The following is a 15,330-nucleotide window of genomic DNA, read 5'->3' as shown; positions in this document are numbered from 1 at the left end:
TATATAATTTTATTATATGGTATGGTCATTAACTGTTAATTTATTTTTTAATCATATTAATGAAGTAAAAGCATTAATATGATTAAAATAATAAATTTTAAAACTACTTTTATTAACGACATCTGAAGTATTAACTAGAGATAATATAATTTATATCTAAGTACTTTAGATGTCTATTTTTATGGTTATTATTAATAATAACATAAATAAAAAATTAGGAGGGGTAAAATGAGAATTAAGAGAAATCTAAAAAAATTCTTAGCTTCTGCAGTAGCTTTTACTTTTATAATGGGTAATTTGCCAATGAATTTAGTAAAAGCAGCTGCTGAAGAATTAAACGCTAAAACAGTTCAAATTCTTGCAACTACAGATTTACATGGAAAATTTGTTCCGTATGATTATGCAAGAGCAACAACATCATATGGAGGATTAACTCAAATATCAACATTAGTAGACCAACAAAGAGAGAAAAATCCGAATACTATACTTGTTGATAATGGAGATAACATTCAAGGAAATTATAATCATTTATTTTTGAATGATGAAAAAAATCCTATGATGCTAGCAATGAAAGATATAGGATATGATTCATTTAATTTAGGAAATCATGAATTTAATTTTGGTATGGACAAGTTATTTAAAATAACGAATCAAATCAAAGATGATGTAAAGGTTTTATGTGCCAATTTATACAAGGATGGAAATAGAGTTTTTGATGCATATACAATCAAAGAATTACCTAATGGAATAAAAGTTGCAACAATTGGTGTTGCTACTCCACATATTGACAAGTGGGATGGGCCAAATTTAGTTGGTTATACACCTACTAATCCAACTGAAGAAGTTGCGAAGGTTATCAATGAAATAAAAAAAGCTGGTGGTGCTGATGTATATGTAGTTACAGCACATATGGGTTTCAATGGTGAATACGGCAAGGGAGATTCAGCAAAGGAACTTGCCGAAGCAAATCCAGATGTTGATGTAATTGTTATGGGACATAGTCATGAAACCGATGTTAAAAAAACAGCTGGAAATGCAATTTTAATTCAACCAACCAATAATGCCGGAAGTTTAGGCAAAGTAGAAATTACTTTAAAAGCAACTGAAAATAATGGATATGAAATAAAAGATAAAGTAGGATCATTTATATCTGTAAATAAGGATGTAGCTGAAGATAAAGCTTTATCAGAAGCTTTAAAAGAATATGACAATAAGGCAAAGGCAGATGCTAGTATCGTTATTGGTAAATTAGAAGGACCAAGTTTAGCAGACAAAAATGAAATAGCTGATATTCCAGAATCTTTGGTTAGAGATCAAGGTATAACAGATTTGGTTAATGAAGTTCAATTATATAACAGCAAAAAACACTTAGAATCAAAGGGAATAGATCCTAATTCAGGATATCAAGTATCTGCAGCTGCATTGTTTGATGCAAGTTCAAATATGTTATCTGGAGACATAAAGAAATCAGATGTATCAAATATATATAAATATGATAATAAACTTTACACAATAAAAACAAATGGAAAGCAACTTAAGAGATTTATGGAATGGACATCATCCATATATAATACATTTAAAACTGGAGATTTAACAGTATCATTAAATCCTGATATAAGATTGTATCAATATGATATGTTTGATGGTATTAGTTATGAAATAAATATTTCTAAGCCAGCAGGAAAAAGAATTGAAAATGTAAAGTTTGAAAAAGATGGAAAAGCTGTTGGAGATAATGATATAGTTTATTTATCAGTAAATAACTATAGATATGATTCAATACTTAATGCAACTACAAATCCTGTATTTGAACCAGGAACGCATGAAAAAATATATGATACAAATAATGATAAAATCTCAGATATGAGAGATTTAATAACTGATTATATAGTTAAAGTTAATGGTGGAACTATAAAAAGAAATATAGATAACAACTGGAAGTTAACAGGGGTTACTTATGATGAGGCCTTAAGAGCACAAGTAGTAAAACTAGTTAATGAAGGAAAATTACAAATACCTAAATCAGAAGATGGAAGAACTCCAAATGTAAAGAGTTTAACTTGGAATGATGTTTTAAAGGCTCTAAATACAAAGAGAGTAGATATAATGAGCTTTAATGATTTTCATGGAAATGTAGAAGAAAGTGGTAAAAATGTAGGAGCTGCTAAGTTAGCAACTGCTATTAAAGATAGAACATCTTTAAATGATTCAGCAAATTATGAAGCAATCCCATTATCAGCAGGAGATTTATATCAAGGAACTGCTATATCTAATTTAACTCATGGAGCACCTGTAACTGAATTCTTAAAGGAAATAAAATTAAAAGGATCAGCAATTGGTAATCATGAATTTGACTGGGGAAGAGAAAATATACAAAGATGGGCTAAAGAAGGTGAATTTGAATTCTTAGCGGCTAATATCGTTGATAAGGCAACAGGAAAAGCTGTAGATTGGGCAAAACCTTATAAGATTATTGAAGCAGATGGTTTAAAAATAGGTATAATAGGAATAACAACACCAGAAACTGTTTATAAAACAACACTAGAAAACGTAAAGGATTTAAGTTTCTTAGCTCCAGCAGAAGTAGTTAATAAATATGCAAAACAACTAAAAGAGCAAGATAAAGTAAATGCAGTGGTTGTGCTTTCACATTTAGGAGCTAAACAAGACTCTGCAACAAAAGAAGTAACTGGAGAAGCGATAGATTTAGCTAAGGCTGTAACTAATGTAGATGGAATAATAGCAGCACATGATCATCAATTCACTAAAGCTAAGATTAATAATATAAATATAATTGAAGCTGGATATAATGGAAGAGGATTAGGAACACTTTCATTTGATTTTGATGAATCTGGTAAACTTCTAGCAGTTAATTCTAATTTAGATGAACTATATAAGAGAAGTGCAAATATAGTTCCAGATGAAAATGTTTTAAATATAGTTAATAAGTATAGAAATGAATTAAAGCCTATACTAGATGAAAAGATAACAGACTTAAGTGTTGATTTAGAGCATGATAGCTATAATGGATTAACACCACTTGGAACAGTTATATCAGAAGCAATGAGAAAAATAACTAATTCAGATATAGCTATAACAAATGGTGGCGGAATAAGAGCTCCATTATTAGCAGGTGTTTTAACAATGGGAAATTTATATACAATAATGCCATTTGATAACACTTTATTTACAATGGAGTTAAAAGGATCAGATATCAAAGCTGCTATAGAACACGGAATAATGCCAGGTAATATGGGATGGGGTCAATTCTCAGGAATAAAGGTTTGGTATGATAAAGATGCTAAAGCAGGTGAAAGAGTTACATCTATTAGGTTAGCAGATGGTACACCTTTAGATATGAATAAATATTATAAGGTAGTAACTAATGACTTTATGGCAAGTGGCGGAGATGGATATGACTTTAGCAATGCAAGAAACATGTTAGATACTAACTTAGTTATGAGAGATGAGATAATAAAAGAGTGGAAAGCTAATGGTGTAAATACCAATATACAAGAACTTTTAATAGCTGGTGTTGATGATACAAAGGATAATACAAAACCTGAAGAAGGCGGAAATACAGGAGAAAATGGAAGTACAGGAGAAACAGATAATAATGGAAATAAGGGGGATAACAATAACCCAAACAATTTACCAACTACAGGAGGACAAAATTCAATGAATTTATTAATATTTGCTTTATTAATATCTGGAGTTGGATATGTTATGTTTAGAAAGAAGACAGAAGAAAAAGCTAATTAGCAATAAATAATTGTTTAAAGAACTATCTTATAATCTAAGATAGTTCTTTTTAAACATGTAAGTATTAAAATGATAAATTAGGAAATAATAGTAATAAAGCAATTAATAAAATTATCTTGAAAAAATAATTATATTAATTCATAATATAGGTACATATATAAAATCTATGAGATTCATATCTTTAAATTTATATCTGAAAATATCCCAAGTGAAATTAATAAACTATTTAAAACTTTGATTTGTATCATAGTTAATTTTATTAACTATAATTATGCTATAAATAAAAATAATATATGGAGGTGTAGTTTTGACTAAAGAAACATATGAAAGAAAAACTTTAGCAGAATTAAAAGAAATAGCCAAAGAGCTTAACATAAAAAATATAAGCAAGCTTAAAAAAAGCGAATTAATAGATGCAATAATTGAGAATTCACCAAAAAGTATAGAAAAGAATGGTGTAATATTACAAGAAAAGATAACTCCTAAGGTAAGAGTAGAAGATATAAGCGCAACAAATAATACTTTTACTAAGGAAAATAAAGAGGAAAATAAAGAAGAAAATAAAGAAGAGAAAAGAGAAAGATTAAAGGTTATGATAAATGAATCTAATACTGCAAAAGGAGTATTAGAGATATTAGAAAATAATAGCTTTGGATTTTTAAGATGTAGCAATTATCAAACAGGTGAAAATGATGTTTATGTATCGCCTTCTCAAATAAGAAGATTTAATCTTAGAACTGGGGATGAGGTAGAAGGAAAAGTTAGAGAAGCAAAAGAAGGAGAAAAATTCAAGGCGTTACTTTATGTTGAAAGAGTAAATGGAGAAAATCCTGAAAGAGCTGTTGGGAGAAAATCTTTTGAGACTCTAACACCTATTTATCCACAAGAGAGATTACATTTAGAAACTGATAATGAAGGTGATTTATCATCAAGACTTATGGATATAATTTGTCCTATAGGTAAAGGGCAAAGAGGAATAATAGTTGCTCCGCCTAAGGCAGGTAAGACTACTTTATTAAAGAAGGTTGCTCAAAATATATCTAAAAATTATCCAGATGTAAAGCTAATAGTTTTACTTATAGATGAAAGACCAGAAGAAGTAACAGATATGAAGAGATCTATAAATGGAGATGTTATTTACTCAACTTTTGATGAGGAGCCTCAAAACCATGCTAAGGTTTCTCAAATGGTATTAGAAAGAGCTAAAAGAATGGTTGAGCAAGGAAAAGATGTAGTTATATTATTGGATAGTTTAACAAGATTATCTAGAGCATATAATTTAACTATTACTCCAACTGGTAGAACTTTATCAGGTGGATTAGATCCAGGAGCATTAATAATGCCTAAAAAGTTCTTTGGAGCAGCGAGAAACATAGAAGAAGGTGGAAGTTTAACTATACTTGCAACTGCTTTAGTTGATACAGGTTCTAGAATGGATGATATGATATTCGAAGAGTTTAAAGGAACAGGAAACATGGAAGTGCATCTAGATAGAAAGCTTCAAGAAAGAAGAATCTTCCCAGCAATAGATATATACAAGTCAGGAACTAGAAAAGAAGACTTAATTCTATCAGAAGAAGAAAAAGAAGTTGCATATTCTATAAGAAGAGTTATGTATAGAGATGGAAATGTAGAAAATGTAACAGAAAAATTAATAAATATGCTTTCCAAAACTAAAAGTAATAAAGAGTTTATAAGTATATTTACAAAAAGTGAAATAGAAAAGAAATAATAAAATGCGTATAAGGGAATTACTCTTATACGCATTTATTACTTTAATATTAATTTATCAGCTAAATCTACTATACTTTGTTTAGAATAACAAGAAGATAATTTAGATAGTTTAAAACGCATTTGTTCTAATTCTTTAGGGCTAGAAATTAAATTATCTATTTCTAAATTTAATTCAAGTAGATTATCTACATATAGGGCATAGCCGTTAGAAGTTAAAAATTCTACGTTTTCTGTTTCTTGCCCAGGAATAGCAAATGGAATTAATAAAGGTAAGTTTTTATTTATAGCTTCACTTACTGTCAAACCACCAGGTTTACTTATTATTAAATCAGAGTATTCCATTAAAGAATCTATATCTTTAGAAAAACCTAATATGTGAAGTTTTTTATCTTTAATTGAATACTTATATTCATTTAGTAAAGTTTCTTTTAGATTTTCATTTCTACCACAAACTACCGTTATCCTAAGTTTATTTGAATTATTTAACAATTCTTTTAAAACGTAAGAAATATTTTTTAGTCCCATGCTACCACTCATTAATAAAATATTAAAGTAATCATCATTTTTAGCAGTTTTAACGTCAAAATTATTTTCTAAAAATTCATCTTTTACAGGAATTCCAAATGGAAAAATTATTCTAGAATCTATTCCTCTATTAGATAACTCTTTTCTTGTATATTCACTTGCTGTTATATACGCATCTATATTCTTATCAATATAAGTTGAATGAGCTTTAAAATCCGTTACTATAACTATAGTTGGTTTATCTAGGCCTTTTCTTTTAAGAGAGCCCATTATATTTACAGCAAATGGATGAGTAACTAAGATAATATCAGGATTAGTAGAGTTAATAAGCTTTGACAACTTTTTTCTAGTAAAAGAAAATACTATAGATAATAGTTTGTTCGTAAGCTTTGTATCTGTAATTTTGTATCCAACCCCATAAGTTTTAGGAAATAATGAAGCTGATATTTCATATCCTGTAATAAATAATCTAGTTAGAATTTTACTATTGTTCTTTAAAAAGTCATGACGTATTATTTCGTAACCAGACTTTTCAAAGGAACTAGATATAGAACTTGCTGCTTGATTATGACCTTCTCCTGTAGAAGTAGTTAATATTAAAATTTTCTTCATGATCATATAACACTCACTTTTCTAAAATAACATAATAAATAATTACCATTATATTATAATACAAATTTTAAAATAAAGCATAGAAAAGTAAAATTCTAAGAGAAATTTAAGAAACAAAAGAAAAATTTAAGAAATAAAAGAAAAATGGGAAAGACTAAGTCTTTCCCAGAATTTCTATTTGTTAAGATTAAATCTCTTATTGAATTTGTCAACTCTTCCGCCAACATCAATGATTTTTTGTTTACCAGTGAAGAATGGGTGGCATTTAGAGCATATTTCTACTTTAAGTTCATCTTTAACTGAACCAGTTGTAAAAGTATTTCCACATGCACACTTAACTACAGCTTCGTGGTTGTATTTTGGATGTATGCCTTCTCTCATATTTTTCACCTCTTTCGACTACTTAAATAACCATTTGAGTATATCATAGGAGCATAGTTGAGTCAAGTTGGTTACATAATAAAAATATCTTTGATTAGTTGTAATATAAAATGCTATAATCGTAATATATCTAAGGAAAAGGAGACGTATTATGAGTAAATTATATTTTAGATATGGAGCTATGAATTCTGGAAAATCAACACATCTTATGCAGGTAGCACACAATTACGAGGAAAGAGGAATGAAAGCTATACTAATGAAACCTTCTACTGACAAAAAGGGTGGAGAAAATTTAGTTTCTAGATTAGGTGTTGAGAGAAAAGTAGATTTAGTTATTTTTAATGATGACAATATATTGGAAAAGGTTCAAGAATATAGAGATATCAACAAAGATATAGATTGTATATTAGTAGATGAAGTACAATTTTTAAAATCAAATCAAATAGACCAGCTATTTGAATTAGCAGTTGTATTAGATATACCGGTGATTTGTTATGGTTTAAGAACTGATTTTAAAATGCAAGGTTTTGAAGGAAGTACAAGACTACTATTACTTGCTCATAGCATAGAAGAAATGAAAACAATATGTAAGTGTGGAAGAAAAGCTGTGCTGAATGGAAGAAAAATTAACAATAGATTTGTTTTTGAAGGAGAACAAATTGCTATAGATAATGTAGATGATGTAGAATATGAATCTTTATGTGGACACTGCTATTTTAAATACAAAAATAATTTATAAATAGGAAGAGTGGTAAAATGAAAAAGTATGATGTTGGAGGACAAGCTGTTATAGAAGGTGTTATGATGAGAGGGAGTAAAGGCCAAGCTACTGCTGTTAGAACACCTAATAAAGAGATCGAAATAGATTTTAAAAAGATAATTCCTATAACTAAAAAATATAAATTTTTAAATATTCCTTTTATTAGAGGCATATTCGTACTTGTTGATTCATTAATTACAGGAATAAAAACATTAAATTATTCAGCATCTTTTTTTGAAGACGAGGATGAAGGTGAATCAAAATTTGAACTTTGGCTTAAAAATAAGTTTGGCGAAAAAAGTAATGACTTAATAATTGGTGGAACTATGATTTTATCTTTTGCCATTGCTATAGGACTATTTGTAGCTTTACCTACTGCAATTGCATCCTTGTTTAAATTATTAAACTTATCTCCTATAGCTCTAAATTTAATAGAAGCTATAATTAGAATAATTATATTATTAGTTTATATGTACTCTATAAGCAAAATGGATGATATATATAGAGTATTTCAATATCATGGAGCAGAGCATAAATCAATATTTTGCTATGAGGCTGGGGAAGAGTTAACTGTAGAGAATGTAAAAAAATTTAGTAGATTTCACCCTAGATGTGGGACTAACTTTTTATTTTTAATTATGCTTGTAAGTATAATAATATTTACCTTCACAGGATGGGGAGGATTTTTAGAAAGATTAACATTAAGAATATTACTAATTCCTGTGGTATCTGGAATTACGTACGAGTTAATAAGATGGCTTGGTAAAAATAATAATAAATTATCTAAAGTAATAGCATATCCAGGTTTAAAGCTTCAAGAACTTACAACAAAAGAACCTGATGATGATCAAATAGAAGTTGCTATTGCAGCTCTTATGAGTGCAGAGGGAATAAAGCCAAAAGAAAATACCATAGGTGAGTTACTTCAAATAGGCTCAAAGAGATTAAAGAGCAAAAAAATAGAAAACTATATGTTAGATACACAATTATTATTAGGAAATGTTTTAGCAAAGGATAAATTGTATATAATAACAAATAGAGACAAGAAGGTTTCTATTAATGACGAAAAAGAATTTTTTAAGTTAATAGAAAAAAGGGAAAATAGAATGCCTATTAAGTATATCTTAGGTGAAACTGAATTTATGGGTTTAGATTTTAGTGTAAAAGAAGGAGTTTTAATTCCAAGAGGAGATACAGAAATTTTAGTCGAAGAGTTATTAAAGCTTATTCCTGAAGATAAAATTTTGGATGTTTGCGATTTATGTTCAGGAAGTGGTGCTATCGGAATAGCTCTTGCTCATTACAGAAAAAATATAATGGTTGAAGAAATAGATTATTATAAAACTCCAGAAGAAGTAACCAAGGAAAATATTATTAAGCAGGGTTTAGAAGATAGAGTTAAATTTATCAAAAGTGATTTATTAAAAGAGCCTATAGCTAAAGGAAAAAAATATGATATTATTGCATCAAATCCACCATATATAAGAGAAGAAGAAATAAGTAGTTTAATGGATGATGTTAAAGAGTATGAGCCTCATACAGCTTTAGATGGAGGGGTAGATGGGTTAGACTTTTATAGAAGAATAATAGAAGAAAGTAAACTTGTTTTAAATGAAAATGGAATACTTGCATTTGAAATAGGTCATGATCAAGGTGAGGAAGTCACAAAACTGATGAGTTTATCAGGCTTTAATAGATTGAAAGTATTTAAAGATTTGGCAGGATTAGACAGAGTTGTACTTGGTTACTTTACTTATTGATAAATTTCTATCTTTTGTGATATAATAGGTAGATGTTAAAAAATATAGTACGGAGTGATATTTATGTTATTAGATAAATTGGCTTTTATAGAAAATAAATATGATGAATTATCTGTAAAGATATCAGATCCTTCAATTATGGCTAATCAAACAGAATGGAGAAAGCTATGTAAGGAACACGCTGATTTAGAAATTATAGTTAATGCATATAAGGAATATAAAACTGTTGTAGAAGATTTAAGTGCAAATAAAGAGATGTTATCAGAAGAAAGCGATAGAGAAATGAGAGAAATGCTTTCAGAAGAAATATCAATGCTAACAGCTAGAGAAGAAGAGTTAGAGAAGCATATACAAATACTTCTATTACCTAAAGATCCTAACGATGACAAGAATGTTTTTGTAGAAATCAGAGGGGGTGCAGGTGGAGATGAAGCTGCTTTATTTGCAGCAAATCTTTTTAGAATGTACACAAGATATGCAGAAACTCAAAGATGGTCAGTAGAATTAATGAGTGCAAATGAAACTGATATAGGTGGATTTAAAGAAGTAGTATTTATGATTAAAGGTAATGGAGCTTATTCAAAACTTAAGTATGAAAGTGGAGTTCACAGAGTACAAAGAGTTCCTGATACAGAATCAAGTGGTAGAATTCATACCTCAACAGCAACAGTAGCAGTTTTACCAGAAGTTGATGATGTTGAAATAGAAATAAGCGAAAAAGATTTAAGAATAGATGTTTATAGATCTTCAGGTAATGGAGGACAATGCGTTAATACAACAGATTCAGCGGTAAGAATTACACACTTACCAACAGGAGTTGTTGTTGCTTGTCAAGATGAAAAGTCTCAATTAAAAAATAAAGAAAAAGCTATGAAGGTTTTAAGATCTAGATTATATGAAGCTGCAGAAGCTGAAAGAAGTGCTGGTATAGCAGAAGATAGAAAAAGTCAAGTTGGCTCAGGAGATAGAAGTGAAAGAATCAGAACTTACAACTATCCTCAAGGAAGAGTTACTGATCACAGAATCGGATTAACACTTTATAAGTTAGAATCATATTTAAATGGTGATATAGAAGAAGTGATTAATGCATTAATTACAGCTGATCAAGCTGAGAAAATGAAGAATATGGGTAATACTGACGCTATTTAATAAAAAAAGCCTTGCATTTAATTATGTAGGGCTTTTAAAGTAGGTGGGAAGAATGAAAATAAACAAAGCATTAAAAAAAGAAAAGAACCATAAAAAGCAATTCTTTATATTAATGTTAATATTATTTACAATACTTCCTTTAGTAGCTTTCTTATCACAAATTAATGGTATATTTTTATGGATATATTTAGCTATAATAGAATGTTTAATAATAATAGCTTGTATAACAAAGCTAAATTATCATAGGCTAAAATTTACTTGTAACAACAATAAGCTTAAGTTTAAAAGTGGATTGTTTTTTAAAGAGTCAGTAATTATATGTGATAAAGTGGCAGTGGTACATACAGATAGAACTAAGGAAGATATGGATATAATACTAATAACTACTGTTAAGTTTAGAAATAAATATTTAAAAAAAATAACAAAAGGATTTATTAAAAGGTATCCAGAAGCTGCAGAAGAATATTTAAAGGCTAAAAAAATAAATCCAGAAGAAACATACTATTTCCAAGTTATAAAAAGAGGTGCTCTTAAAAAGTATAATTTATTAGATGAAATATATAAAAATTGTGTTAGGGCATCCTACACATCTTCAGCTATAGAAAATATAAAGATAGCTAGAGAGCAAATAGAAATATAAAAAGAAAGAAGGTAAGACTTTTGGAAACAAAGGTAGCTATTATCAAAGATATTAATGATGATATTAAATACATAGAAGAAGCAGCTAAAATTATAAAGGATGGAGGAATTGTTGCATTTCCAACAGAAACTGTATATGGATTAGGAGCTAATGCGTTAAATGTTAAAGCTGTAGAAAAAATATTTAATGCGAAAGGAAGACCGCAAGATAATCCTTTAATAGTTCATGTTTCATCAAAGGATATAAATAATTTGGTAAAGAATGTACCAGAAGTAGCACAAAAGCTTATAAATAAATTTTGGCCAGGGCCATTAACAATAATATTAAATAAAAAAGAAATAATTCCTAGTAGAACTAGTGCTAATCTGGATACAATAGGTATTAGAATGCCTGATAATGATATCGCATTAAAGCTTATAGAGTTATCAGGATGCCCGATTGCAGGTCCTTCAGCTAATATTTCAGGAAGACCAAGTCCGACAGAAGTTGAAAGATGTATTGAGGATTTAAATGGAAGAGTTGACTATATTGTTGGAGGAGAAAGAAGCAATGTTGGAGTGGAGTCTACTATAGTTGACTGTACAGTTAATCCACCAGTAGTATTGAGACCTGGTGGGATAACATTAGAAATGTTAAAGGAAGTTAATAAAGATATAGATATTGATGAAGCTATAAAAGGAAAACCAAATGAAAATTTAAAGCCAAAAGCTCCTGGAATGAAGTATAGACATTATGCACCGAAGGCAAAATTAAAAATAATAAAGGGAAATAAAGAAAAAACTATTGAAAAAATTAATGAAATGGTACAAAATTATATAGATAATCAAAAAGAGGTTGTAATATTATCAACTGATGAATTATATAATAATTTTAATAATTGCAAAGTAATTTCTTTAGGAAGTGAAAAAAATCTATACGAAGTAGCGAGGAATCTTTTTGAGTCGCTTAGAGCTTGTGATGATTTAATTGTTGATGTGATTTTATGTCAGGCTTTTGATGAAAAAGGTGTAGGGCTAGCTATAATGAATAGATTAAATAAGGCATCAGGTTTTGATATAGTAGAAGTATAATTAGGGAGGGAAGGGGGAGACCTTTTCCTTTTTATTATATAAAATTTACCATTATAATGGTTAGGAGGTACATTCTTATGAAGATAGCATTAGGCTCAGATCATGGTGGAGTTGAATTAAAGGAAGAAATAAAAAAATATTTAACTCAAGAAGGATATGAAATAAGGGATTTTGGAACTAATTCCAATGAGTCATGTGATTATCCAGATTATGCTATACCAGTAGCAGAAGCAGTAGTAGCAAAAGAATTTGATTTTGGAGTTTTAGTATGTGGAACAGGAATAGGAATAGGAATTGCAGCAAATAAGATTCCAGGTGTAAGAGCAGCTTTATGTAGTGATACGTTTAGTGCACATGCCACAAGAGAACATAATGATGCAAATATATTAACTATTGGACAAAGAATTGTTGGGCCTGGATTAGCTTTAGACATAGTAAAAACATTTTTAAATACTAAATTTGAAGGTGGAAGACATCAAAATAGAATTAATAAAATAACAGAGTTAGAAAAAAGATATAATAAATAATATAATTGTTAATGCAATAGGAGGAATATAAATGAGTAAAGTAACACAAATAGATCATCCATTAATATTACATAAGTTGGCTTTTATAAGAAGTAAGGAAACTGGTTCAAAGGATTTTAGAGAACTAGTAGAAGAAGTTTCAATGCTTATGGCTTACGAAGTAACAAGGGATTTAAGTACAGAGGAAGTAGAAATAGAAACTCCAATTTGTAAAACAAAGTGTAAGATGTTAGCAGGTAAAAAAATGGCTATAGTTCCTATCTTAAGAGCAGGCCTTGGAATGGTAGATGGTATGCTAAAGCTTATACCAGCAGCAAAGGTTGGTCATGTAGGATTATATAGAGATGAAGAAACTCTTCAACCAGTAGAATACTTCTGTAAGTTACCTCAAGATATAGCAGAAAGAGATGTAATAGTAGTAGATCCAATGTTAGCTACAGGTGGATCAGCAGCAGATGCTATAACTATGTTAAAGAAGAGAGGAGCTAAGAATTTAAGACTTATGTGCTTAATAAGCTCTCCAGAAGGTATAGAGTTTGTTCAAAAAGCTCATCCTGATGTAGATATATATGTTGCTGGAATAGATGAAAAATTAAATGAACATGGATATATAGTTCCTGGGCTTGGAGATGCAGGCGATAGATTATTTGGAACTAAATAATTAAATTAATATAAATAAGGAGTAGCTTTTTATAAGTTGCTCCTTATTTAATGTCGAGGAAAGTATAAAAATTTAAAGTTTTGAAAATGTGATTATATAAGGCTTTTAGTAATTCAATGTAAAAAAGTAGAGTTGTTTTATACTTTCCTAACCTTCAGTTTGTAAGTGACATATGTAAGTTTGCGTTGACTTGGAGCGGAGCGAAGGAATAAGTAAACTTACATATGGCTACTTTTTTATTATTGAGCATAAAAAAGATATCTTAAATATATTTAAAAAAGTTAGATTAATAGAGTTTAAATATAGAAAAATTAAGGCTTAAGATAGAGCAATATTTGTTTATTTGCTAGTAAGAGTGTATAATTATATAAGCATTGAATTTACGAAAATATGTAATAATTAAACTAGAATAAAGCTTATAAAAAATAGAAATAGTAAATATTAATAATGGAAATAATTTAATTTATATATAAATCAGGAGGAATCTAGAATGAATAAGAAAAAAGTTATAACTATATTTGGAACCAGACCAGAAGCTATAAAGATGGCTCCTTTAGTAAAAGAACTAGAAAAAAGGGAAGGAATAGATTCAAAGGTTTGTGTAACAGCACAACATAGAGAAATGTTAGATCAAGTATTAGATTATTTTGATATAAAACCAGATTTTGATTTGAACATAATGAAGAGCAAGCAAACTTTAACTGGAATAACTAATAGGGTTCTAGAAGGATTAGAAGAAATATTTTTAGAAGAAAAGCCTGATATGATACTTGTTCATGGGGATACGACTACTACATTTTCAGGAGCACTTGCAGCCTTCTATCAACAAATTAAAGTTGGGCATGTTGAAGCAGGTCTCAGAACCTTTGATAAATATTTTCCATTCCCTGAAGAAATGAATAGAAAACTTACGGGAGCATTAGCAGATTTACATTTTGCACCAACAAAAGGTTCTAAAGCAAATCTTTTAAGAGAAGGTGTTAATGAGAGAGATATCTACATAACTGGTAACACTGTTATTGATGCTATGCTTCACACAGTAAAGGAAGAATATATATTTGAAAATGATATACTAAACACGATAGATTTTGAAAATAAAAAAGTTATAATGATTACTGCTCATAGAAGAGAAAACTGGGGGCAAGGAATAGAAAATATATGTGATGCATTAAGTAAGATAGTAGAAGAAAATAAGGATGTAGAGCTAGTATATTTAGTGCATTTAAATCCAGTTGTTAAGGATGTTGTAAACAGAAAATTAGGAGACAAGGAAAGAGTTCATTTATTATCACCATTAGATACTAAAGAAACTCATAATTTAATGAATAAGTGCTTTATGGTAATGACCGATTCAGGTGGACTACAAGAGGAAGCACCACACCTAGGAAAACCAGTATTAGTTCTTAGAGATGTAACAGAAAGGCCAGAAGCAGTTGAATATGGAACTGTAAAATTAGTAGGTACTGATATTGAAAAGATAATAACTGAAGCTAATAATTTAATAAATAACAAAGATGAATATACTAAAATGAGTAAGGCGGCTAATCCTTATGGAGATGGTTTAGCATCAAAGAGAATTGCAAATATAATTGAAAATTATTTTAACATAAGAACGTTAGAAATAGAGGAATTTTTAAGATAGATTTTGAAAATTATGGTTGAATAAAAGGGATAAAGTGATATAATTAAATTGTGTTAATTGTTTAACAAATTAGATAATTCTGACTATTATATGGAGGAGATGTGGAT

At 29.0% G+C, this 15,330-nt stretch carries 12 protein-coding genes; 10 read left to right on the top strand and 2 right to left on the bottom strand.

The genetic code is table 11. From position 1 onward, the window contains the following. Positions 1–228 precede the first annotated feature (228 nt). Both ACZJV1_RS16815 and rho read left to right on the top strand, forming a co-directional pair. On the top strand, positions 229–3,762 hold the full coding sequence (locus ACZJV1_RS16815; RefSeq protein ID WP_463650854.1) for a 5'-nucleotidase C-terminal domain-containing protein: 3,534 nt from the start codon (positions 229–231) through the stop codon (positions 3,760–3,762). Positions 3,763–4,069: 307 nt separating this feature from the next. Continuing rightward, positions 4,070–5,494 (top strand): transcription termination factor Rho, encoded by a 1,425-nt coding sequence (gene rho, locus ACZJV1_RS16810; protein WP_460286520.1) that lies wholly within the window; start codon positions 4,070–4,072, stop codon positions 5,492–5,494. 38 nt (positions 5,495–5,532) lie between these two features. Here the strand turns inward: rho and ACZJV1_RS16805 are convergent, their stop codons facing one another. Then, complete coding sequence (locus ACZJV1_RS16805; protein WP_463650853.1) at positions 5,533–6,633, bottom strand: MGDG synthase family glycosyltransferase; 1,101 nt, start codon at positions 6,631–6,633, stop codon at positions 5,533–5,535. Positions 6,634–6,807: 174 nt separating this feature from the next. Next, on the bottom strand, positions 6,808–7,014 hold the full coding sequence (gene rpmE / locus ACZJV1_RS16800) for a 50S ribosomal protein L31 (RefSeq protein ID WP_008676589.1): 207 nt from the start codon (positions 7,012–7,014) through the stop codon (positions 6,808–6,810). Between the two features lie 151 nt (positions 7,015–7,165). Here rpmE and ACZJV1_RS16795 point away from each other — a divergent pair, with 151 nt between their 5' ends. The 8 genes from ACZJV1_RS16795 to wecB all read left to right on the top strand — a co-directional run bounded on the left by ACZJV1_RS16795 (position 7,166) and on the right by wecB (position 15,223). Continuing rightward, entirely contained in the window at positions 7,166–7,753 is a 588-nt protein-coding gene (locus ACZJV1_RS16795; protein WP_411168999.1) for a thymidine kinase, read from the top strand. A 17-nt stretch (positions 7,754–7,770) separates the two neighbouring features. Then, a complete protein-coding gene (prmC, locus tag ACZJV1_RS16790; protein ID WP_463650852.1) occupies positions 7,771–9,534 on the top strand; it encodes a peptide chain release factor N(5)-glutamine methyltransferase in 1,764 nt (587 codons plus the stop codon). 63 nt (positions 9,535–9,597) lie between these two features. Beyond that, complete coding sequence (prfA, locus tag ACZJV1_RS16785) at positions 9,598–10,683, top strand: peptide chain release factor 1 (RefSeq protein ID WP_411168997.1); 1,086 nt, start codon at positions 9,598–9,600, stop codon at positions 10,681–10,683. 52 nt (positions 10,684–10,735) lie between these two features. Beyond that, a complete protein-coding gene (locus ACZJV1_RS16780) occupies positions 10,736–11,323 on the top strand; it encodes a hypothetical protein (RefSeq protein WP_411168996.1) in 588 nt (195 codons plus the stop codon). 20 nt (positions 11,324–11,343) lie between these two features. After that, positions 11,344–12,393: an L-threonylcarbamoyladenylate synthase gene (locus tag ACZJV1_RS16775; RefSeq protein WP_463650851.1), complete on the top strand. Its 1,050-nt coding sequence runs from the start codon at positions 11,344–11,346 to the stop codon at positions 12,391–12,393. 77 nt (positions 12,394–12,470) lie between these two features. Continuing rightward, complete coding sequence (rpiB, locus tag ACZJV1_RS16770; protein WP_463650850.1) at positions 12,471–12,920, top strand: ribose 5-phosphate isomerase B; 450 nt, start codon at positions 12,471–12,473, stop codon at positions 12,918–12,920. A gap of 31 nt (positions 12,921–12,951) precedes the next feature. Next, positions 12,952–13,581 (top strand): uracil phosphoribosyltransferase, encoded by a 630-nt coding sequence (upp, locus tag ACZJV1_RS16765; RefSeq protein ID WP_411168993.1) that lies wholly within the window; start codon positions 12,952–12,954, stop codon positions 13,579–13,581. Between the two features lie 490 nt (positions 13,582–14,071). Then, positions 14,072–15,223, top strand: a complete 1,152-nt coding sequence (gene wecB / locus ACZJV1_RS16760) for a non-hydrolyzing UDP-N-acetylglucosamine 2-epimerase (RefSeq protein ID WP_411168992.1) — start codon at positions 14,072–14,074, stop codon at positions 15,221–15,223. Positions 15,224–15,330 lie beyond the last annotated feature (107 nt).

This window comes from Clostridium sp. LS3 (assembly GCF_055330225.1).
The sequence above is the reverse complement of the archived record's forward strand: the minus strand, read 5'-3'. Positions and strand labels throughout refer to the sequence as shown.

Bases quoted from the DNA above. Each gene is read 5' to 3' on its own strand.
- ACZJV1_RS16795 (WP_411168999.1), top strand. From the start codon at position 7,166: ATGAGTAAATTATATTTTAGATATGGAGCTATGAATTCTGGAAAATCA.
- prfA (WP_411168997.1), top strand. From the start codon at position 9,598: ATGTTATTAGATAAATTGGCTTTTATAGAAAATAAATATGATGAATTA.
- rpiB (WP_463650850.1), top strand. From the start codon at position 12,471: ATGAAGATAGCATTAGGCTCAGATCATGGTGGAGTTGAATTAAAGGAA.
- rpmE (WP_008676589.1), bottom strand. From the start codon at position 7,014: ATGAGAGAAGGCATACATCCAAAATACAACCACGAAGCTGTAGTTAAG.
- ACZJV1_RS16815 (WP_463650854.1), top strand. From the start codon at position 229: ATGAGAATTAAGAGAAATCTAAAAAAATTCTTAGCTTCTGCAGTAGCT.
- prmC (WP_463650852.1), top strand. From the start codon at position 7,771: ATGAAAAAGTATGATGTTGGAGGACAAGCTGTTATAGAAGGTGTTATG.
- ACZJV1_RS16780 (WP_411168996.1), top strand. From the start codon at position 10,736: ATGAAAATAAACAAAGCATTAAAAAAAGAAAAGAACCATAAAAAGCAA.
- ACZJV1_RS16805 (WP_463650853.1), bottom strand. From the start codon at position 6,633: ATGAAGAAAATTTTAATATTAACTACTTCTACAGGAGAAGGTCATAAT.
- wecB (WP_411168992.1), top strand. From the start codon at position 14,072: ATGAATAAGAAAAAAGTTATAACTATATTTGGAACCAGACCAGAAGCT.
- upp (WP_411168993.1), top strand. From the start codon at position 12,952: ATGAGTAAAGTAACACAAATAGATCATCCATTAATATTACATAAGTTG.